Source organism: Sulfitobacter sp. PR48 (assembly GCF_028807335.1).
In the GTDB taxonomy this organism is placed as follows: Bacteria; Pseudomonadota; Alphaproteobacteria; order Rhodobacterales; family Rhodobacteraceae; genus Sulfitobacter.
Window position 1 is genome coordinate 1 of the sequence record NZ_JARAMM010000028.1, and the last position, 26,018, is coordinate 26,018.

At 62.3% G+C, this 26,018-nt stretch carries 21 protein-coding genes; 5 read left to right on the forward strand and 16 right to left on the reverse strand.

Annotated elements, in window-relative coordinates:
• Window positions 1-81: 81 nt before the first annotated feature.
• The 4 genes from PVW51_RS22535 to PVW51_RS22550 form a co-directional block, all read right to left on the reverse strand.
• Window positions 82-1,896, reverse strand: coding sequence for a dipeptide ABC transporter ATP-binding protein (locus PVW51_RS22535; RefSeq protein ID WP_274577752.1), 1,815 nt, complete (start codon window positions 1,894-1,896; stop codon window positions 82-84).
• Between the two features lie 3 nt (window positions 1,897-1,899).
• Complete coding sequence (locus tag PVW51_RS22540) at window positions 1,900-2,754, reverse strand: ABC transporter permease (protein ID WP_274577753.1); 855 nt, start codon at window positions 2,752-2,754, stop codon at window positions 1,900-1,902.
• Entirely contained in the window at window positions 2,754-3,770 is a 1,017-nt protein-coding gene (locus tag PVW51_RS22545; RefSeq protein ID WP_274577754.1) for an ABC transporter permease, read from the reverse strand. The genes PVW51_RS22540 and PVW51_RS22545 overlap by 1 nt, the downstream gene beginning before the upstream one ends.
• A gap of 72 nt (window positions 3,771-3,842) precedes the next feature.
• Window positions 3,843-5,369, reverse strand: a complete 1,527-nt coding sequence (locus PVW51_RS22550) for an ABC transporter substrate-binding protein (RefSeq protein WP_274577756.1) — start codon at window positions 5,367-5,369, stop codon at window positions 3,843-3,845.
• A gap of 301 nt (window positions 5,370-5,670) precedes the next feature.
• On the opposite strand from PVW51_RS22550, the gene PVW51_RS22555 reads away from it, so the two are divergent.
• Window positions 5,671-6,807 (forward strand): AraC family transcriptional regulator, encoded by a 1,137-nt coding sequence (locus PVW51_RS22555; RefSeq protein ID WP_274577757.1) that lies wholly within the window; start codon window positions 5,671-5,673, stop codon window positions 6,805-6,807.
• Here PVW51_RS22555 and PVW51_RS22560 read toward each other — a convergent pair.
• The 11 genes from PVW51_RS22560 to PVW51_RS22610 all read right to left on the reverse strand — a co-directional run bounded on the left by PVW51_RS22560 (window position 6,798) and on the right by PVW51_RS22610 (window position 19,818).
• Window positions 6,798-8,309, reverse strand: a complete 1,512-nt coding sequence (locus PVW51_RS22560) for an aldehyde dehydrogenase family protein (protein ID WP_274577758.1) — start codon at window positions 8,307-8,309, stop codon at window positions 6,798-6,800. The two genes, PVW51_RS22555 and PVW51_RS22560, sit on opposite strands and share 10 nt — an antisense overlap.
• 76 nt (window positions 8,310-8,385) lie before the next feature.
• On the reverse strand, window positions 8,386-9,669 hold the full coding sequence (locus PVW51_RS22565; RefSeq protein WP_274577792.1) for an NAD(P)/FAD-dependent oxidoreductase: 1,284 nt from the start codon (window positions 9,667-9,669) through the stop codon (window positions 8,386-8,388).
• A gap of 70 nt (window positions 9,670-9,739) precedes the next feature.
• Window positions 9,740-10,162 carry a Rid family hydrolase gene (locus tag PVW51_RS22570; RefSeq protein ID WP_274577759.1) on the reverse strand — a complete coding sequence of 141 codons (423 nt, stop codon included), beginning with the start codon at window positions 10,160-10,162 and terminating at the stop codon, window positions 9,740-9,742.
• A gap of 53 nt (window positions 10,163-10,215) precedes the next feature.
• On the reverse strand, window positions 10,216-11,391 hold the full coding sequence (locus PVW51_RS22575; protein WP_274577760.1) for a tyramine oxidase subunit B: 1,176 nt from the start codon (window positions 11,389-11,391) through the stop codon (window positions 10,216-10,218).
• A gap of 416 nt (window positions 11,392-11,807) precedes the next feature.
• Window positions 11,808-12,752 carry an ABC transporter substrate-binding protein gene (locus PVW51_RS22580; protein WP_269365291.1) on the reverse strand — a complete coding sequence of 315 codons (945 nt, stop codon included), beginning with the start codon at window positions 12,750-12,752 and terminating at the stop codon, window positions 11,808-11,810.
• 42 nt (window positions 12,753-12,794) lie between these two features.
• On the reverse strand, window positions 12,795-13,793 hold the full coding sequence (locus PVW51_RS22585) for an ABC transporter permease (RefSeq protein WP_114272902.1): 999 nt from the start codon (window positions 13,791-13,793) through the stop codon (window positions 12,795-12,797).
• Window positions 13,793-15,301 carry a sugar ABC transporter ATP-binding protein gene (locus tag PVW51_RS22590; protein ID WP_274577763.1) on the reverse strand — a complete coding sequence of 503 codons (1,509 nt, stop codon included), beginning with the start codon at window positions 15,299-15,301 and terminating at the stop codon, window positions 13,793-13,795. Before PVW51_RS22590 ends, PVW51_RS22585 begins: the two co-directional genes overlap by 1 nt.
• Window positions 15,298-16,431 (reverse strand): Gfo/Idh/MocA family protein, encoded by a 1,134-nt coding sequence (locus tag PVW51_RS22595; RefSeq protein ID WP_274577765.1) that lies wholly within the window; start codon window positions 16,429-16,431, stop codon window positions 15,298-15,300. The genes PVW51_RS22590 and PVW51_RS22595 overlap by 4 nt, the downstream gene beginning before the upstream one ends.
• On the reverse strand, window positions 16,431-17,486 hold the full coding sequence (locus PVW51_RS22600; RefSeq protein WP_274577768.1) for a sugar phosphate isomerase/epimerase family protein: 1,056 nt from the start codon (window positions 17,484-17,486) through the stop codon (window positions 16,431-16,433). The genes PVW51_RS22595 and PVW51_RS22600 overlap by 1 nt, the downstream gene beginning before the upstream one ends.
• A gap of 17 nt (window positions 17,487-17,503) precedes the next feature.
• The gene (gene xylA, locus PVW51_RS22605) at window positions 17,504-18,814 is read right to left on the reverse strand and encodes a xylose isomerase (protein WP_274577772.1); all 1,311 of its coding nucleotides are present in this window, start codon (window positions 18,812-18,814) and stop codon (window positions 17,504-17,506) included.
• Window positions 18,811-19,818 (reverse strand): LacI family DNA-binding transcriptional regulator, encoded by a 1,008-nt coding sequence (locus PVW51_RS22610; RefSeq protein ID WP_274577777.1) that lies wholly within the window; start codon window positions 19,816-19,818, stop codon window positions 18,811-18,813. The genes xylA and PVW51_RS22610 overlap by 4 nt, the downstream gene beginning before the upstream one ends.
• Window positions 19,819-20,138: 320 nt before the next feature.
• On the opposite strand from PVW51_RS22610, the gene repA reads away from it, so the two are divergent.
• The 3 genes from repA to repC all read left to right on the forward strand — a co-directional run bounded on the left by repA (window position 20,139) and on the right by repC (window position 23,696).
• A complete protein-coding gene (gene repA, locus PVW51_RS22615; RefSeq protein ID WP_269365279.1) occupies window positions 20,139-21,326 on the forward strand; it encodes a plasmid partitioning protein RepA in 1,188 nt (395 codons plus the stop codon).
• A 23-nt stretch (window positions 21,327-21,349) separates the two neighbouring features.
• A complete protein-coding gene (gene repB / locus PVW51_RS22620; RefSeq protein ID WP_443288671.1) occupies window positions 21,350-22,342 on the forward strand; it encodes a plasmid partitioning protein RepB in 993 nt (330 codons plus the stop codon).
• A gap of 178 nt (window positions 22,343-22,520) precedes the next feature.
• A complete protein-coding gene (repC, locus tag PVW51_RS22625) occupies window positions 22,521-23,696 on the forward strand; it encodes a plasmid replication protein RepC (RefSeq protein WP_274577785.1) in 1,176 nt (391 codons plus the stop codon).
• 65 nt (window positions 23,697-23,761) lie between these two features.
• Here the strand turns inward: repC and PVW51_RS22630 are convergent, their stop codons facing one another.
• Window positions 23,762-24,811 (reverse strand): tyrosine-type recombinase/integrase, encoded by a 1,050-nt coding sequence (locus PVW51_RS22630; protein WP_274577787.1) that lies wholly within the window; start codon window positions 24,809-24,811, stop codon window positions 23,762-23,764.
• A gap of 154 nt (window positions 24,812-24,965) precedes the next feature.
• Between PVW51_RS22630 and PVW51_RS22635 the strand changes: the two genes are divergently transcribed.
• Window positions 24,966-25,862: a DUF1403 family protein gene (locus PVW51_RS22635; RefSeq protein WP_274577790.1), complete on the forward strand. Its 897-nt coding sequence runs from the start codon at window positions 24,966-24,968 to the stop codon at window positions 25,860-25,862.
• Window positions 25,863-26,018: the final 156 nt, after the last annotated feature.

Sequence of the window (26,018 nt, forward strand, 5' to 3'; positions counted from 1 at the left end):
CTGGCTATTCCTGCGCTCTCTTGCCTGGAACTGAGCAATTTTGGACTGAAACGGGTGGGCGACAATGAATGTCAACACGACCTAGGGGCCGCCATCAATCCCCGCCCCCTGCGCCGCCGCAACCAGTTCGCGGGTGTAGGGATGCAGCGGGTTTGAAAAGACCTCCTCGACCGGCCCCTGCTCCACGATCTCGCCCTTGCACATCACCAATGTCCGGTCACAGACATGCCGGACAACGGCCAGGTCATGCGAAACCAGAAGCAGCGAAAACCCTGCCTCCCGGCGCAGCGCCCGCAACAGCTCCAGGATCTGCGCCTGCACCGATACATCCAGCCCCGAAACGATCTCATCCGCGATCAGCAGACGTGGGTTGGAACACAGCGCCCGCGCGATGTTCACCCGCTGCTTCTGCCCCCCGGACAATTGATCCGGAAACCGCCCGGCCACGTCGGGCGGCAGCATCACCTTGCCCAGCAGCTCCGTCACCAGCGCCTTTTGATCCGCTTTCGACAAGGCATGCGCCCGCCCCTCCAGCGCCTGGGTGACAAGGCTTGCAATCCTGCGGCGCGGGTTGAGCGCCGATTGCGGGTCCTGAAAGACCAGTTGAACCTTGTCAAAGAATGCCGCGCGCGGCGCGGTGGCCCGGTCCAGACCCGCCACTTCCAGCACACCGCTGGTCACGTCTTCCAGCCCCACGATCATCTTGGTCAGGCTGCTTTTCCCCGACCCGCTCTCGCCCACGATCCCGACAAACTCGCCTTCCCGAATCTCGAAATCCAGGTTCCGCAGCGCCTGCACCTCGCGCACCCGGCCAAGCCAGTCGTGCTGGCGATAGGCCTTGCCAAGCCCCTTTGCCCGCAGCACCGGGGCACTGCCCAGGGCAAAACCCTCCACCGCATCCGCTGCCTTCGGCACGGCAACCGTTCCGGTGCGTTCCGGCCAGTGACAGGCCGACCAGTGACCGGGCGCGATCTCTGCCAGTGGCGGTCTGGCGGTCCGACAAAGACCTTCCGCAATCGGGCAGCGGGTGGCAAATTCGCAGCCCTTCATCCCGGTCCGCTCCACCGGCCCCGGCATCGTCCCGGGCAGGATCATCAGCCGCGCCATGCGCCCCTTCAGGTTTGGCGTCGCCAGGTTGAGACAACGGGAATAGGGATGCCGCGGCGCGTTGATGATGCGCCGCGCGGCACCCGTCTCGACAATCCGCCCGGCATAGAGCACCGAAACATCGTCACAGATCTCGGCCGCAAGTTGCAGATCATGGGTGATGAACAGCACCGAAGTATCATGCGCCTCCCGCGTGCGGGCAATCAGCTCGACCACCTTTTTCTGGATCGTCACATCCAGCGCCGTCGTCGGCTCATCCGCAATCACCAGACGCGGGTTCGACGCAAAGGCCATCGCGATCAGGACCCGCTGCAGCATCCCCCCCGACAGCTGATGCGGATAATTGTCCAGCAGCGCCTGCGGCCGGTCCAGCCCGACTTCGGCAAACAGCTCAACCGCCCGATCCCTGCGCACCTTGGCGGTTCGCAGGCCGATCCTTGCAAGGTGGTGACAGATCTGATGGCCGATGGTCAGGCTGGGGTTCAGCGCGCTCATCGGCTCCTGCGGGATAAATCCGATGTCGCGGCCCAACAGGCTGCGACGGGTCCGGGCGGTCATATCCGTCAGGGTCAGCCCGTCAAATTCGATCGACCCCCCGGAAATGCCCAGCCCCCGTGGCAGGGTATCGGCGATGGCACTGCCGATCATCGACTTGCCCGCACCGGATTCCCCGATCACCCCCAGAATGCGCCCCGGCTGAATCCCCAGCTCCACACCGTTCAGGATCCGCTGCCCGGTCCTGAGTGCGATTTCGAGGTGCCGGATACGAAGAACCTGTCGTTCCGTCATCTGTCAGACCCCCCGCTCGGCACTCTGGCGCGGATCAAGCCTGCGCCGCAGCCCGTCCCCCAGAAGATTGAAACTCAACACCGTGAGGAAGATGGCAAAGATCGGCACGGCAAGCCCCCAGGGCGCGTAATACATGTCAATCCGCGCATCCGCGATCATCTGCCCCCAGGCCGGCACATCCGATGGCACCCCCATGGCGACAAAGGACAGGATCGCCTCCACAACCACCGAAATGCCCATTTGCAGGCTCAGCAGGGTGATCAGCATCGGCAGGGTCGCCGGAAAGATCTCCTTCATGATGACACGCGGGTGCGACAGGCCGATCAGCCGTGCAAAGGCGACATAATCCTGCCCCCGCACCACCTGAACCTCGCTGCGCAGGACGCGGCAGAACCGGGTCCAGTCCACCAGCACGATGGCAAGGATCACCTTGTCGATCCCGATGCCAAGCCCCGTGATCAGCAGCATCGACAGGACAACCGGCGGGAAGGACAGCCAGACCTCGACCGTCCGGCTGATGATCCAGTCGACCCAGCCGCCGAAATACCCCGCCAGATGGGCAAAGAAGGCCCCCAGCAGCATCGCACCAAAGGAGGCGGCAACCGCCACGGTCATCGCGGTGCGCGCTCCATATATCAGCCGCGACAGGGTATCGCGCCCCAGACTGTCGGTGCCAAACAGATGTTCCGCCGTCCCGCCGTCCGCCCAGACCGGGGGCGCAAGGATATACAGCAGTTCCTGATCGTTCGGATGATAGGGCGCGATCCAGGGCGCAAATATCCCGCAGATCAGCACCAGCGCGGCAAAGCTGCCGCCGATGAATAGGCCCAGATCGGCAAAGCGGTAGTACCGGCCCATCATCCGTTCCTCAGGCGTGGATTCAGCAGATAGGCCAGGGCATCCGCGATAGAGTTGAAGATCAGCGTGGTGGCGCAATAGATCAGCGCAATGGCCATGATCACCGACAGGTCAGCCAGCTGCATCGCCTTGACCATCAGATTGCCCAGCCCGGGGAAGGAAAAGATCATCTCGACCAGCAGCGTGCCGCCAAACAACCCGCCGAACTGCGTTCCCACCAGAATGACAACCGGCAGAATGGCATTCTTGAGGGCCTGACCAAACAGGATCTCGCGTCCATTCAACCCCCGCAGGCGGGCCTGCAGGATATAGCTTTGCTGATAGGTGTTGATCAGGCTGGCGTGCAGCACCCGCACAATGGTCGGGGAAAATGCCAACCCTAGAGCCATGACCGGCAAGGCGATATGTTCAACGGCACTGATGAATATGCTGAAATCCCCGGTCAGCATCGCATCAATCAGCAAGAATCCGGTGTGCGATGGCACCTGCATGCCCGGGTCCAATCGTCCGTTCACCGGAAAGATCGGGATCAGAACGCCAAAAAGCAGGATGAAAAGCAGCGCCAGCAGGAAATCGGGCAGGGCCATGACCGCAGAGGTGACAACCAGCCCGACCGATTCAAAGACCGTCCCGCGCGCGGTGAAAATCAGCAACCCGCCCGCCATGCCCACGCAGACCGCAAAGATCAGCGCGCTGACCACCAGTTCGATGGTCGCGGGCAGACGTTCCAGAACCACATCGACGGTCGACATGCGGTATTGCGAGGATTCGCCCAGATCGCCTGCCGCCGCACCCTTGGCCCAGATCGCATATTGCTCCCAGACGGGGCGGTTCAGCCCCATCGCCTCGCGTTTGGCCTCCACCTGTTCGATGGTCGCCGACGGCGGCAAAGACATCTGTGCCGGATCGACCGGCAAGATCCGCAGCGCGCCGAAAATCAACACCGTCACAACCGCAAAGACCGGCACAATCGCCAAAAGCCTGCGGCCAATGACACGTAGAATAGCCAGGATCAAAACCGCCCCTCCTTACTCATGCAGGCGCGCCATCGCCGGTGCCGGCGATGACGCGCCTGCAATCGGCCCGCATCATGTCGTCGTGATCGCTTCCGGCCGGATCAGACCATTGGCCCAGGGCGTGATCCCGATATCCTTACGGTATCCGATGGTCTGGATCGCCTGCAAAAGCGGGATCATCGCCCCTTCCTCGATCAGGAACCTGTTGAATGCCTCATAGCCCTTGATGCGCTTGTCATAATCCGGCTCTCTCAGCAGCGGCTTGATCATCGCCGTCACCTCATCGGTGCGGTAGGTGGCAAAGGGCAGGTCCGCGTCAAACATGTTCCCCGCGAAAAGCTCCGGATCACCGGTGCCGTTCTCCCAGACAAATATCGACGCCGCCGGCAGCTTGCCAGAGGCATTCAGCTCGTACCATTGCGACTCGGTGATCACGGTCAGATTGGCCTTGATGCCGACCTTCTCCCACATCGTCACCACCGCGCGGGCAATGTCATAATCGCCGGGAAACTGGCCGTTCGTGGTGGCAAAATCCAGGGTGACAGGATTGTCCGGCCCAAAGCCCGAGGCCGCCAGCAACTCCCGCGCCTTGTCGGGATCATGGTCAAAATGGAAATCGGGCAGGAAGCTTGGCATGCCGGGAATCGTCGGCTGGTCGATGGTCACCGCATCCCCGCCGAAGAAGGCCTTGGACAGCAGTGCCTTGTCCACCGCGTGATGCGCGGCCAGTCGGATATTGCGATCCGCAAAGACGCCATCCTCGCGGATGGTGATATAGATGATGCGCGCAATCGGATTGGTCACCGCATTGAAGGCACCGCCCTGCTGCAGACGTTTGACGTCACGGATCGAAAGCTCGGTCGCGATATCAACCGTCCCGGATTCCAGCGCGGCCAGCCGTGCCGTGGGATCTGGAATGATCTCGATGGTGATCTGCTTTGCCGAGGGCAATTCCCCCCAGTAATCATCGCGCCGGGTCAGCACGATCCGGCTGTCGCGCTGGTATTCCGTCAGCACATAGGGGCCGGTCCCGACCGGATCGGTCTTCATCCCCTCGATCCCCACCTTTTCGGCATGGGCCCTGGAGACGATGTAGCTCGCGCTGAAACTCAGCCATTGTGCCACGATCGGGAAGGGTTTGGCGAAATGCATCACCGCTTCGGTGGGCGAAAGCACCTCGATGTCCGTCACATTCCCGAACCCCACCGCAAGGTCGATCTCCTGCCCCTGCTGGATGCGTTCAAAGAAGGTATAGCGGAAATCATCAGCGGTCAGTTTCGACCCGTCCGAAAAGGTCACATCATCGCGCAGCGTGACTTGCATGCTCATCGCATCATCCGCCAGCTTCCAGTCCGTCAACAGGCCCGGTGCCAGCTTCAGATCGCTGGTCATGTCGATGGGCTGGTCAAAGACCATCTTCAGAATGGTCTGCGGATCAGGGGAGAGCCGCTGGTTCGGGTCCCAGCTCGCGGTATCCGTTGTCCAGGCAATGGAAAGATTGTCGATCTCCCCCGCAAAGGCAAAATCCGGCTTCACCAGCAGCGCACCACCACTGGCCGCTGCAAGCTGCATGAAAAGACGCCTGTCTATTGTTTTCATCTGGTATCCCCTGTTGGTTTGCTGTTGATCCGGCGCTGCCTTTGGCAGTTCGTTTTGGTTTCTGACCCGCCCGGCCAAGCCAGTCCTTCAACGCGTGACAGCAGGCCGCCATCCCGCCCGCGTTTCCCGCGGCTTGAAACAAGATTATGGCGCGCCCCCGCTGCGGTCTATGTCGGCAAAGGCCGTTAATTGTGCAGATCAGGTCATTTCCCACCCGTTTTCGCCCTGGTTCGGTGAAATCGGAAAAATATGCTATAGCATTCTTTCATAGATAAAGTAGAATCGGGAAAGGAGGATTTTCATGCTTCCACAGCATGCAGACCGCGATATGGAAAACCCCGGACACCGCAAGGCTTCCGCGCCTCACGATGCCACCCTGCGGCAGTTTTTCCTCGATCAGATCATCAACGAGATGCGCGGCAACAAGCCGCAGAACCGGCGTGCCCTGGCGAAATTCAACCTCAAGGCCGGCAAGTCGCAGAACCCCTATTCGACCTATCCGCTCAAGGCCTATGCCGCCTTTTTCGAAGAGGCAGCCAAGGTGCTCGACCGGCCCTTTCTCGGCCTCGAACTGGGCCAGAACTTCCGCCTGTGGGAGATCGGCCCCGTCTACCCGCTTCTGGCCACCGCACCGACCCTGCGCGAGGCGCTTGCCGTTTTCCTGCGGTTCCAGGCCAGTTGGCAAAGCCACACCACCAGCAGCGTCCATCAGGAATTCGGGGAAACCAGATACGGCTATGCCATCAATGACATGGCGATCTGGCCCCGGGTTCAGGACGCCGAGAATTCAACCGCCGGCCTCTGCGCGCTGATCCGGCAATTGTTCTCCGAACGCTGGAGCCCGGTGGAAATCTGCTTTGAACATGACATCACCGGGCGCGAAGAACCGCTGAAGCGCTACTTTCGCTGTCCGGTCCGGGGCAATGCCGCCGCAAACATCATCGTGATCCGTGACGCCGAACTTGACCGCCCCATGCAGGCCTGGGTCAATTCAAACGCCCCGGCCCGCGCCGTGGTCGAAATGCATCTTTTCGATCTGATGCGCCCCCCCGAAGACGATTTCCGCCCGGTCCCCGAACGCCTGTCGCAACTCGTTGACCAGCGGCTGGGCCGCGAAAGCGTTGATCTGGAAACGCTGGCAGACATCCTCGGGATCGCGCCGCGCACGCTGCGCCGACAGCTCAGCACCTTCGGCACCAGCTTCAGCGAGATCCTCAACCGCGAACGCCGCAAAAAGGCAGAGATGTTGCTGAGCACCGGCAGCATCAAGCTGAGCCAGCTTGCGGCACATCTGGGCTACGCCAATCAATCCGCATTCTCCCGCGCCTTCCGGGAATGGACGGGGGAACCCCCCCTTGCCGCCCTGCGCCGCGCCCGCCACGCCATCGGCACCGCCAATGCGCCCCGGGCCGGGGAGAACGAGACAGCTCAGCCGTAAACAGGATCCTGCAGCCGCATGCAGACCGCGCGCGGCTCCGTATAGGCATGGATCACCTCGGTGCCGAACTCCCGGCCGAGCCCCGACAGCTTGGTGCCGCCAAAGGGCATGGCAAGATCGAGCACGTTATGGGTATTGATCCAGACCGTCCCGCAATCCAGTTCTGCTGCCAGCAGATGCGCCTTGTTGATGTCCCGGGTCCAGATGCTGGCCCCCAGACCATAGGCGGTATCATTTGCCAATGCCCTGATCTCCTGCGGGTCCTGCACCGCCATCGCCAGAACCACCGGGCCAAACACCTCTTCCTGCGCGATCCGCATATCGGCGCGGCCGCCGCTCAGCACGGTGGGCTGATAAAAATACCCCGTGTCGGCTGCCCGCCCGGCACCACAGATCGGCTCGGCCCCCTCCTCGATGCCCTGCGCAACCAGCCCCGACACCCGTTCCAGCTGTCGGGAGGACACCAGCGGCCCCAGTTGAACCGCAGGGTCGAAACCGCTGCCCAGTTTCAGGCCCCGCCCGATCTCGGCCACGCCCTGAATAACCTCATCATAGATCGAGGCATCCACCAGCAACCGTGACCCGGCGGTACAGATCTGCCCGGAATTCGGAAAGATGGCATTGGCCGCGCCCGGGATTGCAAGGTTCAGATCCGCATCGGCAAGCACGATGGTCGGGGATTTCCCGCCAAGCTCCAGCGTCACCCGTTTCATCGTCCGGGCCGAAGACGCCAGGATCTTCTGCCCCGTTGCCGTCGACCCGGTAAAGGCGATCTTGCGCACCAGAGGATGATCGACCAATGCCTGCCCGGCGTCATGACCATAGCCGGTCACGATATTGACCGTGCCTTCCGGGAACCCCGCTTCAAGGATCAGTTCACCCAGCCGCAGCGTCGTGAGCGATGCCTCTTCCGAGGGCTTCAGCACCACGGTGCAGCCAAAGGCAATGGCCGGTGCCATTTTCTGTACCGCCTGCCCCAGCGGGAAGTTCCAGGGCGTGATCCCGCCCACAACACCCACCGGCTTGCGCTCCGTATAGGCGCGGTAAGTACCGCCGTCGTCCCCAAGGGGCGACAGCTGGATGTATTCGCCCGCCATCTTGGAACTCCACCCGCCGTAATAGCGCAGGGCATCAATGGCGAATTTCAGGTCCACATTCCGCGACACGGCATAGGGTTTGCCATTGTCCAGGGTTTCCAGCCGCGCGAGGTCTTCGGCATCGCGTTCGACCAGCAGCGCCAGCTTTTCAAGCAGCCTGCCCCGGTCCAGGGGCCGCATCTTCTGCCATGCCCGGCTTTCAAAGGCACGATGTGCCGCCAGCACGGCGCGGTCCACATCTGTCACCGATGCCGCCACGACCTCCGCAATCTTTTCTTCGGTTGCCGGATCATGCACGGCAATCACCCGCCCCGCGTCACCCTCGCACCATTCCCCGTTGATCAGCATCCGGGCCGCCGGAACTCGCACAGCCGCGCCACCTGCACGTTCAATCATCGCTTTCATTTTCTTCAGCCTCCCGCGTCGGATCGGCCTTGGCGCGATCCTGGATTGGTGATGTGCAGCGCTTGCCGTCCGGCGATCAAAGCCGGTCAAGCCGGTAGGGCGCAGGATCGACAATGGGCGTGCTCTCCGTGATCAGGTCCGCCGCCAGCTGCCCCGCGGCGGGGGCGGTGCCGAACCCGTGGCCGGAAAAGCCCGAGGCCAGCGTCAGCCCCGGCAGCGCCGCAACCGGCGAGATCACGGGCATGGAATCCGGGGTCACGTCGATCATCCCGGCCCAGCTTTGCCTGACCTCCACCTTGTTGAAGACCGGCCAGGCTTTGCAAAGGTTCCTCAGCGCCTCGGCGTTCAAACCGTGGTTCACCGCCGGATCCATCGTGCGCAGCTGCTCCATCGGCGAGCGCGCATCGCCTTTCCAGCGCCGCGGCATGGCAAGGTCGCGCAGAAAATCCCGCCCGAAAGACAGGCGCAGGTTCTTCCATTCCGCCTTCAGGACCGGAAGGTAGCGATGCCCGAGCAACAGGTGATCCAGCATCAGCGGCGCAAAGAGCGCGCCGCGCTGGGTGATCGTATAGCCCCCGTCGCGCCGTTTCCGGAATGAGAAATCGGCAGCCCCGACGGCAGTCTCGGTCGGCCCCTCCATCGCCGCCGTGCGGAAAACCGAGGCGACAAGCGGCAGGGTCGGAAATGCCACGCCATGATTGCCCAGAAAACGCCGTGACCAGATGCCACCCGCCAGCAACACCTTCTCGCAACGGATTTCACCGCGCTCGGTGATCACACCGCTCACCCGCCCCGCCGAGGTCACCAGCCTGCGCACCGCGCAATTCTCCACCACGATTGCGCCCTTTGCGATGGCCGCATTCGCGATCGCGCTGCTGGCCAGGGTCGGCTCCGCCCGCCCATCCGATGGCGTATGGATCCCGCCGTACCAGCGTTCCGCCCCGCCCGGCACCAGCCGGTCGATTTCATCGGCGCTGAGCAACCGTGAATCCAGCGCCCGCCCCCCGGCGGACCCGATCCAGGTTTCGTGTTTTGCCATCTCGGCTTCGCTGCGCGCCACATACATGATGCCCGCATCGCGGTATCCGACATCCGCACCGACCCGCTGCGGCATCTCGGCCCAAAGCCTGTCGGATTCCACCGACAGCGGCAGATCGTGAATGTTGCGGCCTGTCTTGCGCACCCATCCCAGATTGCGCGAGGATTGCTCCCCCGCCAGACGCCCTTTCTCAAGGACGACAACGGGAATCCCCCGCTCCGCCAGCGACAGCGCAGCAGTCAGCCCGACGATGCCGCCCCCGATCACGACAACGCTGGTCGCGGCCGGGATATCCGGCGCGGTCTCTACAGGCATGATCACCGGAGCCAAGGCGCTGATCCTCCGGTGTCCGACTTGAGGGTGTCGTTCATGCTAAAGCGGCGCGGCATTGTCATGGCGTGATGACCATTTCCTTGACCTCGGCCCTGGAAGCACCGCGATAGGCGGTCACGTCGATCTCGACCTTGTACTGCGTCGACCCAAGCGGCGGGCAGGTCATGGTAAGCGTCGGCCTGATCCCCCGCATCCGCTCACCATAGGCGGTCATGATCGTGTCGATATCCTGGGTGAACTGCACAAAGACACGCGCCCGCACCACATCTTCCAGGCAAGAGCCCACGGCCTTCAGCGCGGTTTCGATATTGGCAAGCACCTGCAGCGTCTGCTCGGCCAGATCCTCCGGGATCAGCTTGGTTTCCGGATTACGCCCCGCCGTGTTCGACACGAAAATCAGGTTGTCCACCGCGACAAGGCGCGAATAGCTGCCATGTTCCTCGAACCTGGAGCCCGTCGTCAGTTTGATGATTTCAGTCATTGTTTTACCTTGTTCAGAAATTGATGTCCCGGCCCCGCGCGGGGGCCCGCAAGTCAGCGCAGCACGGGCGAATCCCACAGGGTCAGCGAAACGCCGATGCCCTTCTCCAGGGCGTTGCGGTAAACCACCGTGCCCCAGGCCACATCCTCGACCGGCAAGCCGCCGACCGACATGATGATGATCTCCTCCTCATCCCGCCGCCCCGCCGCCTCGCCCGCAACGATCTGCCCCAGGTCTTCCAGCTGTTCCGGCGCGATCCGGCCTTCGTCCACCAGATCCAGCCAGCGTATGCCGACCGCGGGAATATGGTTGTGCACCGGCTTCGGGTTCTCCTCGAACCAGGCGTGATAAAGACCCGGATTATCCAGAACCTTGCGGATCTCGGGCGCTTCCATCGCCTCGTCGATGTTGCAAAGCGCAGGCATTGCCAGAAAGGTGCCGGGGCTGATCCACTCCCGCCGGACCATGGGATAGGTCGACGGATCGCCCGTCGCCCCCGACCCGCAGAAGGTGACAATATCCGATCCCCGCACCACCTCTTCCACGCTGTCGACGACGCGCACACTGGTGATCTGCGGAAAGGTCTCGGACAACCACGCAAGGAAGGCATCCAGGTTCTTCTGGCCGCGCCCCTTGACCTTGACCGTATCAATCCCCGGACGCACCGCCATGAAGGCCGAAAGCGATGTCTTGGCCATCACCCCCGGCCCCAGGATCCCCACGGTCCTTGCATCCTTGCGCGCCAGATGCCGCGCCCCCACCCCGGGCACAGCCCCGGTGCGATAGGCCGACAACAGATTGGCCGACATCAGCGCCAAAGGCGCGCCGGTATCCGCATCATTGAGGATGAACATCAGGATCGAACGCGGCAGCCCCTTGTCGCGGTTCGCAATGTTTGAGCCATACCACTTCATCCCCGCGGTCCCGAAACGCCCCCCCAGATAGGCGGGCATCGCCATGAAGCGGCGGTCCGGCGTCGGCTTCGGCATCGTCGGAAAGGGCGAGATTTCAGGGAATACCACGACAGAGCCGTGGGAATTGTTGTTGACCCCGGCCATGCGATAATCGCCGTGGTAAAGCATGCCGAACATCTCTTCCATCGTGTCCACGCAGGCCGCCATATCGGTGACACCGGCGCGCACCATGTCCTGTTCGGACAGGTAGATAAAATCGATCCGCGTCGATGCCGCGGTGTCGCTCGGGCTTTGGTCGCGGGTGTTCTGAAGCATCGAAACTACTCTTTTCGTTCATTGATGCATCAAAGGTGTCATGAAGGCTGCGCTCGGGAAATGACCGGATCGGCCAATAAATGTGCGGATCAGGCCAGATGCGCGGACGGCGGTATGAGGAAGCGGCAAAATGGCATCACCCGCCCGGGTGTCAGGCGGGCATCGCCGTGCCGGGGAACGGCACTTCATGTCGAAGACATGCCTCTGGCAAGATGCGCGTCGGCCTGCGGCCTTGGTCCCGCGCCTGGGGAAAATTCTCAAAGCGGACAAAACTGCCCGCGATCAATCACGCAAAAGCCCGGAACCAGCCGATGGCGCCGGGCCTGCAACCTGACACAAGCAGATCTTGCCTGTGCCCGGCTCATAAAGATGGATGTGGTCGAAAGGCACCAAAGCCCTTCGACCAGCAGCTTGTCTCAGAACGGGCTGTCTTCGTAGTAGAAGTCAGCAGCGTTGTCCTTGGTGATCAGAACCGATCCGATGGTGAAGGTTCCCGAAACCGGCGCGGTCGAGGTCATGCCGACAGCGGTCAGTTCGATCGCCGTGGCAATCATCGACGGCGGATAGGTCACATCGGCAGGGATCATCGCATCCCCATCGCGCACCTTGGCCACCATTTCCTTCATGCCGGCACCACCCAGCACGAACTTGATGTCGTCGCGACCGGATTGTTCGATGGCCGCCAGCACCCCGATGGCCATATCGTCATCCGATGCCCATACCGCGTCGATCTTGTCGTATTTCGACAGGAAATCCTGCATCACGGTAAAGCTGTCGTCGCGGTTCCAGTTGCCATGCTCCATCGCCAGGATGTTGATGCCCGACCCTTCGATTGCAGCCTGGAACCCTTCGACGCGCTCATTGTCGATGGTTGTGGGAATGCCCCGGAACACGACGATGTCGCCGCCGTCCGGCATGGCCGAGGCCATATATTCACCCGAGACCTTGCCAAAGCCGGGGTTGTCACCCGCGACATAAAGGTCCTCGATGCCGGGAATGGCAAGGCCACGGTCAACCACCGTCACCCAGGCGCCGCTGTCCGCAACCGCCTTGACCGGGCTCGTCAGCGGCTCGGATTCGAACGGCAGTACCACCAGCGCGCTGATGTTGCGGGTGGCCAGCATGTCTTCGATGTCGTTGACCTGCTTGGCCGGGTCCGATGCCGTTGCCAGCACGAAATCCAGTTGCGGATAGACTTCCTCCAGCCGGTTCACCGCCTGCTGCGCATGAAAGTTCATGCCGCCCGCCCAGCCGTGCGTCGCCGCCGGAATGGACACCCCGATCACTTTCGTATCCTGGGCCTGTACCGGCAATGCCAGTGTCGCAGCCAGCGCGGCCGCCGTGATTGTCGTAAATTTCATGGCTTTTCTCCTCTGTTTACCATGGTATTCCGGAGCGCCTCCTCAGCTCTCCGCTTTCTTGTCGCGCTGCAGGATGACGGCCAGGATGATGATCACACCCTGTATTGCCCCGTTCAGATAGGGCGATACGCCATCCGTCAGATTCAGAATATTGTCGATCAGCGACAGGATCAGCACACCGATCACCGTGCCCCAGACCCGGCCAAACCCGCCCTTGAGCATGGTCCCCCCGATGATCACCGCCGCAATCGCCTCCAGCTCCCACAGCACCCCGGTGCTGGGCGAGGCCGAGCCAAGGCGCGGCACATACATGATTGTCGCCACCCCCACGAGGATGCCCAGAAAGACATAGGTCAGCATCCGCACGCGGTTGACGTTCACCGAAGAATAGCGCGCCACCTGATCATTGGAGCCGACCGCAGCCGCGTGCCGGCCAAAGGCCGCGCGCCGCATCACCAGCTCGCCACTGATCGCCACCAGCGCAAAGACGATGATCGGCCAGCTGATCCCCAGGATACCGTCGAAATAGATCGGCCGGATCACCGACCGCATCCCGAAATCCAGCGAGAGCGTGCCGCCATCGGCCAGCCAGGTGACCAGACTGCGGTAGATGCCCATGGTGCCCAGCGTCACGATGAATGCCTCGATCCGCATCGTCGTGATCAGGAAACCATTGACGAAACCGGCCAGCGTGCCCGCCACCATCGCCGTCAACATCCCGACAAAGACCAGCGGCCACCCCGGCCCCATCACCGGCAGCATCGCGTTCATCACCAGGATCATCAGACCCGCGATGAAGGCCGCCATGGAGCCGACCGACAGGTCCAGCCCGCCCGCCGTGATGACAAATGTCATGCCCACCGCGATGATCCCGATAAAGGCGGACCGCGACAGGACGTTGGTGATATTGGCCGCGCTCAGGAAATTCCCGTTCAGCGCCGCGCCGACGATCACCAGCACGACCAGCGCCAGGATCGGACCCAGCACCTTCAGGTTCACGCCTCTGGTTGCCCGTGAGGGCTGTGTTTCGGTGGCTGTCATCAAATTGCCTCTTGCCTTGTCGCGCCCAGGCCCATGGCCAGCCGCACGATCTTGTCTTCTGTCATGTCATCTCCGCTGACTTCGCCCGCGATGGTGCCCAGCCGCATGACCAGCACCCGATCCGCAAGGCCAATGACCTCCTGCATCTCGGAACTGACCACGATGATGGATTTGCCCGCCGCCGACAGCGCGTGGATGAATTCGTAAATCTGTTGCTTGGTGCCGATGTCGATGCCCCGCGTCGGCTCGTCGATGATGACGATATCCGGCTCGGTCAGCATGATCTTGGCGATCAGCAGCTTTTGCTGGTTGCCCCCCGACAGATTGCCCACCAGCACCTCGCGGGTCGGGCAGCGGATGTCGAAATCGGCAATCGCCCGTGTCAGCGCCGCGTCTTCCGCCTTGTGATCTATCAGCCAGTTGGTGAACTCCGGCAGCGCCTGCAGGGTCAGGTTCTCGCGCATCCCCTTTTGCAGCAGCAACCCCCGGCCCTTGCGGTCCTCGGTCAGGTAGCACAGCCCCGCCGCCTGCGCCTGTTGCGGCGACCGCAGGGTGACGGGCTTGCCATTGATGCGCACATCGCCCTGCGCGGTACGCAGCCCCGTCAGCCCCTCCATCGCCTCGGTGCGGCCCGAGCCGATCAGCCCGGAAATCCCCAGTATCTCGCCCTTGCGCAGGGTAAAGCTGATGTCACGGGCATAGCCCGGCACGTTCAACCCTTTGACCTCCAGCGCCGGCTCATCGCCCACCGCGACAGAGCGTACAGGATACAGCGACGACACATCGCGCCCCACCATCGCTTCGGCCATCTGGTCCTCGTTGAACTCCGTCGTCATGCCCTGCGCCACCACATGCCCGTCGCGCAGCACCGTGATCCGGTCGGAGATCCGCTTCACCTCATCCAGCTTGTGCGAGGTGAACAGGATCGCCACCCCCTCGGCCTTCAGCCGCTCCACCTGCTCGAACAGCACCTCCGCCTCGCGCTCGGTCAGCACGGCGGTGGGCTCATCCATGATCAACACCTGCGCGCGCCGCGACAGCGCCTTGGCGATCTCGACCATCTGCTTGTCCGCATTGGAAATGTCGCGCACCCGCGCCGTGGGCGACACCTTGCAGTTCAGCCGATCCAGCAGCCTGCGCGTCTCCGCCTGCATCCACCCCTTGTCCAGGAACAGCCCACGCCGTTTCTCATGCCCCAGAAAGATGTTCTGCTCCACGCTCAGCTGATCCGCCAGGTTGAACTCCTGATGGATCAGCACAACCCCCTGCGCCTCGGCCTCCTGCGAAGAGGCAAAACGCACCGGCGCCTCGTCCAGCTTTACCTGCCCCTTGGTCGGCTCCAGATAGCCCGACATGATCTTCATCGCTGTCGATTTGCCCGCCCCGTTCTCTCCGATCAGGGCGTGCACCTCTCCGGGCCGCAGCGTCAGGCTGATGTCATGCAACACCTGCACCGGCCCGAAACTCCGACAGACATCAGCCAGCGTGAGGGCGCGGGTTTCGCTCATAGCCTGACCCATGCCGCATCGCGCTTCGACGACCGCACACAGGCGTCGATAAAGGCAACACCCTCCAGCCCGTCCTGCACCGTCGGCAACAGGTGATCCGGCACCTTGCCGTCGCGCGCCGCGACGATCAGGTCCGCCGCCTCGTTGTAGATGTTGGCAAACCCTTCAAGATAGCCTTCGGGGTGTCCCGGCGGAATGCGCGAGGCCCCTTGATTGCCCGCAGTCGCACCAGCCCCGTTGCGGGTCAGCAACCGCTTTGGCGCGCCGAAGGGCGTGAACCAAAGATAGTTCGGATCTTCCTGCGCCCATTCCAGCCCGCCCTTGTCGCCGTAGACACGCAGCCTCAGCCCGTTTTCATTGCCCGGCGCCACCTGCGACGACCACAACATGCCCTTGGCCCCGCCCTCGAAACGCAGCATCACATGCACGTTGTCATCCAGCCGCCGCCCCTCGACAAAGGTGCTCAGGTCCGCCGCAAGGCTTTCCAGCTGCAACCCGGTGACAAAGCGCGCCAGATTATAGGCATGGGTGCCGATATCGCCCACACAGCCCCCCGCGCCGGAACGCTCCGGATCGGTGCGCCATTCCGCCTGCTTGCTGCCATCGGCTTCGACCGCATCGGTCAGCCAATCCTGCGGATACTCAACCTGCACAACGCGTAGATTGCCAATGTCGCCCTGCCGGACCATCTCACGGGCCTGCCGCACCATCGGATAGCCGGTGTAATTATGCGTCAGCACAAACAGCGCATCCGATTTCTCCGCCGCCGCCACCAGCTTTTTCGCATCCGCCAGGGTCGAGGTCAGCGGCTTGTCACAGATCACATGAATGCCGCGTTTCAGGAACTCGCGCGCCGCCGGGTAATGCACATGGTTCGGCGTGACAATCGCCACCGCCTCCACACCATCCTTCAGCCGCGCCTCGCGTTTCGCCATCTCGGTGAAATCGCCATAGCAGCGGTCCTCTGCCAGCCCCAGCGCCGCACCCGAGGCTTTGGATTTCTCCGCCGTCGAAGACAGCGCCCCAGCAACCAGCTGAAACCGCCCGTCGATGCGCGAGGCGATGCGATGCACCCCGCCGATAAATGCGTCATTGCCGCCGCCGATCATGCCCAGTCTGATAGGTTTCATCACGCAAGCCCCAACATCTTGGCGTTCAGCCTGTCATCCGCACCGCCATCCGCAAAATCGTCAAAGGCGCGTTCGGTCACGCGAATGATATGATCCTTGACGAATTGCGCCCCCTCGCGCGCGCCATCCTCGGGATGTTTCAGCGCACATTCCCATTCCACCACGGCCCAGCCGTCAAAGTCATTGGCCGCCATCTTGGAAAACACCGCGCCGAAATCCACCTGGCCATCCCCCAGGCTGCGGAACCGGCCCGCGCGGTCGACCCACGACTGATAGCCGCCATAGACACCCTGCCGCCCGGTCGGATTGAACTCCGCATCCTTGACGTGGAACATGCGGATGCGGTCGCGGTAGATGTCGATATTGTCGAGGTAATCCAGACACTGCAGCACGTAATGCGACGGGTCGTACAACATGTTGGCCCTTGGGTGATTGCCGGTGCGCTCCAGGAACATCTCAAAGGACACCCCGTCGTGCAGGTCTTCACCCGGATGGATTTCATAGCAGACATCAACGCCGCAATCCTCCGCATGGTTCAGGATCGGCGTCCAGCGTTTCGCCAATTCGTCAAAGGCCTGTTCAACCAGCCCCACGGGCCGCTGCGGCCAGGGATAGACATAGGGCCAGGCCAGCGCGCCCGAAAATGTCGCATGCGCCCCGATGCCCAGATGGGCCGAGGCCGTCAGCGCCTTTTTCAGCTGATCGACCGCCCAGGCCTGCCGCGCCTTGGGGTTGCCCCGCACGCTTTCGGCGGCAAAGCCGTCAAAGACATCGTCATAGGCCGGATGCACCGCAACCAGCTGCCCTTGCAGATGCGTCGAAAGCTCGGTCACCGCCACGCCATTGGCCTCGGCCTGCCCGGCCCACTCCTGGCAATAATCCTTTGATGTCGCGGCCTGTTCCAGATCGATCAACCGCGCATCCCAGCTTGGCACCTGAACCCCCTTGTAGCCGCAGTCGGCGGCCCATTTGGTGATCGCATCCCAGGAATTGAAGGGCGCTTCATCGCCTGCAAATTGCGCCAGAAAAAGCGCCGGACCCTTTATTGTTTTCATGTCGTTCCTCCCTTTTGTCAGACGTAGCGGTTGACGATATTCTCAAGTCTCTCCTGCGCGCCGGAAACCGGCTGCGGGTTCAGATCCGCGGCCTCCGCGCGGGCGGCAATGCCGTCCAGCGTGGCATCCTTGGCCAGCATCGCCTGCGCCTCACTGCTCTCCCAGCCCGCGTAACGGGCGCGGCGCGGCCCCTCCAGCGCGTCATCCTCGATCATCCGCCAGGCCGATTTCAGCCCCCGCGCGCAGATGTCCATCGCACCCGCATGGGCCGCAATCAGGTCTTCGGCATCCAGCGACTGCCGCCGCAGCTTGGCGTCGAAATTGGTGCCGCCGGTGGTGAACCCGCCCGCCATCAGCACCTCGTAATAGGCCAGTGCCGCCTCTGACGGGGAATTCGGGAAATGGTCGGTGTCCCAGCCGCATTGGTAATCATTGCGGTTCATGTCGATGGAGCCGAAGATCCCCAGCGTCCGCGCCATCGCCAGCTCATGCTCGAAGGAATGGCCGGCCAGAATGGCATGGCCCTGCTCCACGTTCAGCTGCACCTCGTTCTCCAGCCCGAACCGCTTGAGGAACCCATAGACCGTGGCAACGTCGTAATCATACTGATGCTTGGTCGGCTCCTGCGGCTTCGGCTCGATCAGGATCGCCCCCTTGAAGCCGATCTTGTGCTTGTATTCGACCACCATCGACAGGAACCGGCCCATCTGTTCCAGCTCCCGGCCCAGATCGGTGTTCAGCAGCGTTTCATAACCCTCGCGCCCGCCCCACAGCACATAGTTCTCGCCGTTCAGCCGGTGCGTCACATCCATGCAGGTCTTCACCGTCGAGGCACAATAGGCAAAGATATCCGGATCCGGGTTGGTGCTCGCCCCCGACATGTAGCGCCGGTTGGAGAACATGTTCGCCGTACCCCAGAGCAGCTTCGGGCCGCCATCCGCCATCTTCTTCTCGAAATAATCGGCCATCTCGTTCAGCCGCTTGTGGCTCTCGGCCAGGTTGCTGCCTTCCGGGCGCACGTCATGGTCGTGAAAGCAGAAGAACGGCACGCCCAGAATGCGGAACATGTCGAAGGCGGCATCGGCCTTGGCGCGGGCAAGCTCCATCGTATCCGCCGGAAACCACGGGCGCTGGAAGGTCTGCCCGCCAAAGGGGTCGTTCCCCTCCCAGACGAAGTTGTGCCAGTAACAGACGGCAAAGCGAAGATGCTCCTCCATCGTCTTGCCGCCCAGCTTTTCCTGCGGATTGTAGTGACGGAAGGCCATCGGATTGGTGCTGTCTGCACCTTCGAATGTCACCGGGGCGATGTCTGCGAAATATTGGCTCACTGTATGTTCTCACGACTGTAGATGTTTAATTTGATCCTGCCGGCATCGGCAGGCGGTGTGGTGGCTTCGGTCAGGTCCCTCATGATCTTGACGGCGGCAATGACCCCCGAAAGGATGTCCTGGTCGATGACCAGATCGAATGTGCCGCTGCGCAGCGCCTCGCGGGACGTGGGCGTCAGCTCATGCACGATGGTGATCGGTTTCGGGTCCAGCGTCCGCACCGCGCGCACCAGCCCGCGGTTCCCCGCCCCGATGGCATAGATCCCCGCAAGCCGCCGGTCGCGGGCCGCCTCCAGCACGATCTGCTCGACCCGGAGGGCATTGTCGCCCCCCTGCGCCGCCGGCAGCAGCGTGCAGCCGCCAAAGCGTTCCTGCATCACCATCCGGAACCCCAGCAACCGCTCGCTGTGATCGCGCGCCGCCAGTGACCCCGCAATCATCAGAACATCGCCCGGATCCCTGATGAACCGCCCCATGAACTCACCGGCGGTCCGCCCCGCCATGACATTGTCCGGCCCCACATAGGCATCACGCCCCGAACTCGGCAGATCCGCCACAAGGCTGATCACCCGCACGCCCGAAGCATGCAGCGATGCGATTTCCTCGTTGATCTCGGGCGCCTCGCTGGCCATCACCGCCACCGCGTCACAATCAAGATTGCGCAGCGCGGCAACCTGGTCTTCCACGTCGAACGCCTTGGTCGGAACAACCTGCACCAGCACCTGTTCCTCCATCAGCCGCTGCTGTTCGCGCGCCAGCGCCTCGTGCAGCAACGCGACAAAACCGGTGTCCCCCGACGGCACCACGAAACAAAACCGATAGACCCGGCGCCGCGACAGATTCGCAGCCGCCAGATTGCGGACATAACCGGTCTGCGCCACGGCCGCCTTCACCCGGTCGACCACCTTCGCCGACACGCCACCGCGATTGTTCAGAACCCGGTCCACCGTCGCAAGGCTGACCTGCGCAGCCTCCGCCACGTCCCGTACCGTTGGTCCGCTCATAGACGAATCCTCCCCTTGCCCAAGGATTCATCAAATCTTGAGGTACGTCAATCAATCTTCTGCGGATTCACCTCAACCGTGAATTTGGCGCAAGATCTGCCGCACCGCGGCCCGCACCGGCACCACAGCATTCGTCATTCATGGACTGGTCTGATCACGATTCAGGCTCTAACATGCCCCTCTAGAGCCTTGTAATCCCTCATCCCGGGACCGCGGATTGTAGAAAAGCCTTGCGCGACTCTCCCCCTTTGGTCAATAGTCACGGAAACAAGGCGATAAACGCCATGTTCCGTGAACACGGGACAAGAGACAGAGGGCAGATGAGCAGCACCAAACAAACAGACGACCTGAATTCCGTCATCCGTCAACATGCGGAATGGCTCTCAGGCCAATTGCACGCACAACGCGAGAACCTGTTTCCGCCGAATGCGCAGAAATCCATGCGCACCTTCACCTCCGGTGAGGCTGCAGCCATGCTTGGCGTCAACGACAGCTACCTGCGCAAGCTGCACCTCGAAGGGCGCGGCCCCTCCCCTGCCCTGACACCGGGCAACCGGCGGCATTACTCGGCCCATGACATCCACGATCTGCGCGTCCTGCTGGAAAAAACCGCACGCAAACCGGGGGATTACCTGCCCGGCCGGCGCGAGGGCGATCATCTGCAGGTCATCGGCGTGATGAACTTCAAAGGCGGATCGGGCAAGACGACAACCTCCGCCCATCTGGCCCAGCGGCTTGCCCTCAAGGGCTACCGCGTGCTGGCCATCGACCTCGACCCGCAGGCATCGCTTACCGCCCTGCACGGGGTCCAGCCCGAATTCGATCTGCACGACGGCGGCACGCTCTATGACGCCATCAGATACGATTCACCCGTGCCCATCGCCGATGTCATCCGCAAGACCTATATCCCCAATCTGGATCTGATCCCCGGCAACCTGGAATTGATGGAATTCGAACATGAAACCCCCCGCGCCCTGTCACAGGGCAAGGCCGGGTTGTTCTTTTTCCGGGTAAAAGAGGCTCTGATGCAGGTGGATGACGCCTATGACGTGGTTGTCATCGACTGTCCGCCGCAGCTTGGCTTCCTGACCATGTCGGCCCTCTCTGCGGCGACGGGCGTCCTGGTCACCATCCACCCCGAAATGCTTGACGTGATGTCGATGTCGCAATTCCTGCGCATGACCGCCGATCTGATGGATGTGATCGCCGAATCCGGCGCGGACATGAGCCATGACTGGATGCGCTACCTGCTGACGCGCTACGAACCGGCCGATGCGCCGCAGAACCGCATCGTCGCCTTTCTGCGCACCATGTACGGCGACAAGGTGCTGAATGCACCGCAGCTGAAATCCACCGCAATCTCCGATGCGGGGCTCACAAAACAGACTCTATACGAGGTAGAACGCAGCGCTTTCACCCGCAGCACCTATGACCGCGCGGTCGAAAGCCTCAATGCCGTCAACGATGAAATCTCTGAACTGATCCAGCGCACATGGGGCAGGACATGACGACCAGGAAAAAACGAATGACGATGCTCGACGGATTGGCAGCGGCGGGGCATGCCCCCCCTGCCCCGGGCAGTTCGATGATGTCGACCAACCGGGCGCTGCGCTCTGCGCGCGACGCGGTGGATTCGCATCAGGTCTGGGAACTGGACCCCGATACCATCGAGGACGGCAGGATAGCCGACAGGCTCGACCCTGACGATGTGGTCGATCTGCGCGACGCAATAGAGACTAACGGCCAGACAGTGCCTATTCTTGTGCGCCGACACCCCACCACGCCCGACCGCTATCTGCTGGTCTACGGGCGGCGCAGGCTTCAGGCGATCCGCAATTCCGCCAAGGTGACAACCGTGCGCGCGCTGATTGCCAGCATGGGCGACGATGACGCGGTCAAGGCGCAGATTTCCGAAAACATGGCCCGGCGCGATCTGTCCTTCATCGAAAGGGCACTTTTCGCGCAGGAACTGGTGGAAACGGGCTTTGGCAACCAGACCCAGGTGGCCGAAGTCCTGACCGTCACCAAATCCTCCGTTTCCATGGCCATCGCCATCGCCGAGATGATCGGCCGCGATCTGATCCGGGCCATCGGTCCGGCTCATGGCATTGGCCGCCCCCGGTGGGAAGCCCTGGGCAAAGCCATCGAGGAACGCCAGATCAACCGCGACCGGTTGATCGAAGTGGCCGAAAGCCTGCGCAGCGAGGCCGAGGTTGCCATGGTGATCGACGATGCCTCGGCAGAGCCGAATGAAGTCTCTGTCAGGGCGTTTGAGGCTGTGTTCGAAGCCGCAGGCGTGCCCGAACGCCCGGCCCGGAAACCCGCCAAGGCCCCCCCTGCCCGTCCGCGCAAGTTAAGCGTCAATCTGACGGTGGACGGCCGCACCGCAGGACAGCTGGTGCGCACCGCCAAGGGGGTGTCGTTTGAACTCGAAAAAGGACCATTTGCCGATTGGGTAGAGGCGCAAGGCCAACCCCTGATCGAAGAACTTCACGCGCGCTGGCTTCAGCGCGGCGAAGACTGAGGAAAAGAGCAACAATGAAAAGGAGACACGAGAAAGACTGAAAGAAAAGGTCCCGCAAAGACGAAGCTCCACGAGACCCTGACTTGTTTCTAGCACCTTCAAGCTAGTGGTCGGAGCCCAAATTCGCAAGTCCAAAGTGATTCGCGGACCGCTATTTTTTTGTCTTCGTGTACATAAAATGGAATACACACCAGTATCGTCGTTTCGGCGACCGATCTCTGCTGTCCAATTGGAACGGCAGGCACAGGCAGATCGGCCCGTCACCACAGAAATCAGCAAATGGGACGCTCTGCGCAAACTTGCCGCCGCGCGTCAGCATTTCAACCTCTCCGACCGCGACCTGACAGTTCTTCAGGCCCTGCTCGGATTCCACCCCGAAACCGCCCTTGGCGCAGACAATCCACCCGCGATTGTCTATCCCTCCAACAAGGCGATCTGCGAGCGGTTGAACGGCATGCCCTGCTCCACCATGCGGCGCCATATCGCGCGGCTGGTCGATGCGGGCATGATCCTGCGCCGCGACAGCCCCAACGGCAAACGCTATGTCCGCCGCAATGGGGGTGCCAAGCTGGCCTATGGGTTTGACCTCACCCCCCTGGCTGTCCGGTTTGAGGAGTTCTGCCAGATCGCCGACCGCTTGGAACAGGCAGAGGCACGCCGCAGCCGCCTGCGCGAAATGGTCAGCCTGATGCGGCGCGACCTGGCGGGCTACGTGGACTACGGCATCAGCCAGCACCCCGACCTGCCCCTCTGGGACCGGATGAGCGACCTCGCCCGCCTGACAGCCCGCGACCTGCGCAGAAAGCTGAGCATCGGGGAACTGACCCGTCTCAGCGCCGAAATGACCGCCGCCCTGGAGGAAGTCATCGCCGCGATCGACCTGCCTGAAACAGAAGAACTGAGCACCAGCGACGCCGGAATTGAGCAGCACCATCAGAATTCAGATAAAGAATATATTGATAGAAAAAAAACGAAGGTTGAGCCAAAGGCTGCGCCGGTCCAAGCCTCTGATGCCAATGTCTCGCGAACCCATCGGCCACCACCACTGAAGCAGGTGTTGGAATCTTGCAAAGAGATACAATCTTTTTCTCAGGCCTCGGTGCGCCATTGGGAGGACCTGATCCGTCTTTCCGATGTCGTCAGTCCGATGATGGGAATCGCCGCATCCGTCTGGCAGGAAGCGAAATGCCGGTTGGGCAGGGAACAGGCCGCGACAACGCTCGCGGCGATGTTGGAGCGTTTCTCCGAGATCAAAAGCCCCTCCGCCTATCTGCGGTCCCTGGGGCAGAAAGCGGAGATGGGTCTGTTCTCCTGCGGCGCAATGATCCGGGCCTTGCAGGCGCGGGCGGTGTGAGTTCACAGCTGTGAACATTTCATGAATGCACCGAACGCCCGCAGTTCACAGCTGTGAACTCTGCCTCACAACCCGGCCGCTTTGGTCAGATTGACGCGGAACCGATCGCGCCGTCGCTGATACCGGCGGGTCATTTCCGCGCTGGCATGGCCAAGCTGCTTCTGGACATAGCGCTCGTCCACCTCCGCCGAAGAAGCCAGACCCGCCCGCAGCGAATGGCCGGAGAACAGCGCCAGCCGGTCCTTCTCCGGCAGCTCCGCCCGGACGCCGACCTCCAGCACGCAGCGCTTGATCAGCCGCGCGATGTGCTTGTCATTCAACCGTGTTTCCAGGGCGCGTTTGCCGTCCCGCGAGGTGCCCACGAAGATCGGGCCGAAGTCGATCCTGGCGAAATGCAGCCATTGTTCCAGCGCATGCACCGGGCAGGTCTGATCCGAGGATCCGCGCCCGATCTCGACCTCGCGCCAGCCGGTCTTGGCGTTGAGAGTGAGCAGGGCGCCGCCCTCCAGAATCTCGACCCAGCCGCCCGAATCCGGCGTATCGTCCTTGCCGTGATCGAGGCCGACGATCTCGCTGCGGCGCAGCCCACCGGCGTAGCCGACAAGCAGGATCGCACGGTCTCTGAGGCCGCGCAGATCGAAGGGCAGGCAGGCCACCATGGCGCGGATATCCTCGGTCATGATCGCCGCTTTCTGTTCCGGCGGGCGGGCATGCCTGCGCTTGATCCCGGCCAGCACCGAAGCGATGTGCCGGTCCTGCCGGTCCAGGGTCAACCCGCGCTGTGTGTAGTTCCAGGCCAGACCGGAGAGGCGGCGTTCGATGGTGCTGACGCGCAGGGCAGGGGCCTTGCCCACGGGGGCAGCCATATCCGCGAGATAAAGGCCGATCATCTCGGGCGAGGGGGGCAGGGGCTCTGTGCCCTTCACCCGGCACCAGCGGGTAAAATGCGCCCAATCCCTGGCATAGGCCTTGAGAGTATTGTCCGAGGCGGCGGCGCGGGCATAGTTCCGGGCGCTGTCCACCAGCCGGTCCAGATTGCCGGATCCAGCCACCTCCTCGGGGAGGGATAGGAGGGTATCTTCGGGCTTGGCGGGTTTCCTCGAATTTGTCGACATCTTGCGTTTAACCCCATGATCTTGTGGTTTTTCGGCAGGCTAGACATAATCGGCCGATAAGGCAAACTTACTGGACATGGCTGGAAACGACAAAGCGGGGCGGTTTGCACACTATATAGTAGGCAAAAGCGCCGCCATAAGATAGTCTTGTGGCATGACATATGCCCGTGACGACTTCGAAACCTTACCCCGGACGTCCTCCTGGATCACCTCGGCACACGCCGAAACCCCTGAAGATGTTGCCTTTTTATCAGGCGCGGCTCTCAACCACCTGCATCTTGTGGTGGGGCGCGAGGATGTGCCCCAGAGCTTGTTGCGTGAGAGGCTGGCGCTGCGCGCGGCGGAAGCCTGTGTCGCGCATTCAGGGCGACCGGAAAGGGCTGGGGAGTTGCGCGATGCGGTGCACTTGTCGCGCCCTGGCGATTTGCCTGGACCAGCCGGGGAAACCTATCTGTCCTGGCGGCGGGCATTGGAGCGGCCGGTTTCGGTCAAGGCGTTGCATCGAGCCATACCGGGGATCGATCCTATGCAGATTGCCGAATGGCTGGACTGGTGCGACCAGAGCGGTGCTGGGCAGGGGGCGCCAGTTACGCGGGCCGCAACAGTTCTGGAGAAGGTTTTGTCGGATACCCCGCGCGGAGAAACCGCCGCTTTGATCCTGGCCGATGCGGCCTTGGCGCAAGCGCTCGGCTGGGATCACCTTTTGCCGTTGCTGGCTACGGGCATGAAGTGCGCGGACCAGCGCAAGCGAGGTGATGAATTGCGACTGGCCTGTCATCGCGCGGTGATCGCTTCATCAATCGAAGCCGTGCGCCGTGCCGCAGACCTGTCCCGGCGAGTGGCACGGTTGGCCGCGGTTGCGCCGAAGCTGAGGGCAAAGGGGTCAGAGCAGGCCGTCGAGTTGTTCCTGACCCGGGATGCGGCGGCGCCGTCAGCTCTCACCTCGTTGAATTCGGACCGTGCTGCGCGGCGGTTCTGCGACAGATTGGTCGAGCTCGGCGCTGTGCGCGAGCTGACCGGGCGCGACACGTTCCGGCTCTACGGGGTATGAGACCAATGAAGGATCATGCTGAGAACCATCTGGATCGCGAACTGGAAGACCTCCCGGCCGAGCTGCGCTGGTGTCACTGTACCCTCATTAATCAGAATTGCCTTTAAAATTATCGTTTGTTTTCAGCGGCACGATGTACCCTTAATTTTCATATTG

Bases quoted from the DNA above. Each gene is read 5' to 3' on its own strand.
- PVW51_RS22535 (WP_274577752.1), bottom strand. From the start codon at position 1,896: ATGACGGAACGACAGGTTCTTCGTATCCGGCACCTCGAAATCGCACTC.
- PVW51_RS22540 (WP_274577753.1), bottom strand. From the start codon at position 2,754: ATGGGCCGGTACTACCGCTTTGCCGATCTGGGCCTATTCATCGGCGGC.
- PVW51_RS22550 (WP_274577756.1), bottom strand. From the start codon at position 5,369: ATGAAAACAATAGACAGGCGTCTTTTCATGCAGCTTGCAGCGGCCAGT.
- PVW51_RS22555 (WP_274577757.1), top strand. From the start codon at position 5,671: ATGCTTCCACAGCATGCAGACCGCGATATGGAAAACCCCGGACACCGC.
- PVW51_RS22560 (WP_274577758.1), bottom strand. From the start codon at position 8,309: ATGAAAGCGATGATTGAACGTGCAGGTGGCGCGGCTGTGCGAGTTCCG.
- PVW51_RS22570 (WP_274577759.1), bottom strand. From the start codon at position 10,162: ATGACTGAAATCATCAAACTGACGACGGGCTCCAGGTTCGAGGAACAT.
- PVW51_RS22575 (WP_274577760.1), bottom strand. From the start codon at position 11,391: ATGCTTCAGAACACCCGCGACCAAAGCCCGAGCGACACCGCGGCATCG.
- PVW51_RS22580 (WP_269365291.1), bottom strand. From the start codon at position 12,752: ATGAAATTTACGACAATCACGGCGGCCGCGCTGGCTGCGACACTGGCA.
- PVW51_RS22585 (WP_114272902.1), bottom strand. From the start codon at position 13,793: ATGACAGCCACCGAAACACAGCCCTCACGGGCAACCAGAGGCGTGAAC.
- PVW51_RS22590 (WP_274577763.1), bottom strand. From the start codon at position 15,301: ATGAGCGAAACCCGCGCCCTCACGCTGGCTGATGTCTGTCGGAGTTTC.
- PVW51_RS22595 (WP_274577765.1), bottom strand. From the start codon at position 16,431: ATGAAACCTATCAGACTGGGCATGATCGGCGGCGGCAATGACGCATTT.
- PVW51_RS22600 (WP_274577768.1), bottom strand. From the start codon at position 17,486: ATGAAAACAATAAAGGGTCCGGCGCTTTTTCTGGCGCAATTTGCAGGC.
- PVW51_RS22610 (WP_274577777.1), bottom strand. From the start codon at position 19,818: ATGAGCGGACCAACGGTACGGGACGTGGCGGAGGCTGCGCAGGTCAGC.
- repA (WP_269365279.1), top strand. From the start codon at position 20,139: ATGAGCAGCACCAAACAAACAGACGACCTGAATTCCGTCATCCGTCAA.
- repB (WP_443288671.1), top strand. From the start codon at position 21,350: ATGCTCGACGGATTGGCAGCGGCGGGGCATGCCCCCCCTGCCCCGGGC.
- repC (WP_274577785.1), top strand. From the start codon at position 22,521: ATGGAATACACACCAGTATCGTCGTTTCGGCGACCGATCTCTGCTGTC.
- PVW51_RS22630 (WP_274577787.1), bottom strand. From the start codon at position 24,811: ATGTCGACAAATTCGAGGAAACCCGCCAAGCCCGAAGATACCCTCCTA.
- PVW51_RS22635 (WP_274577790.1), top strand. From the start codon at position 24,966: ATGACATATGCCCGTGACGACTTCGAAACCTTACCCCGGACGTCCTCC.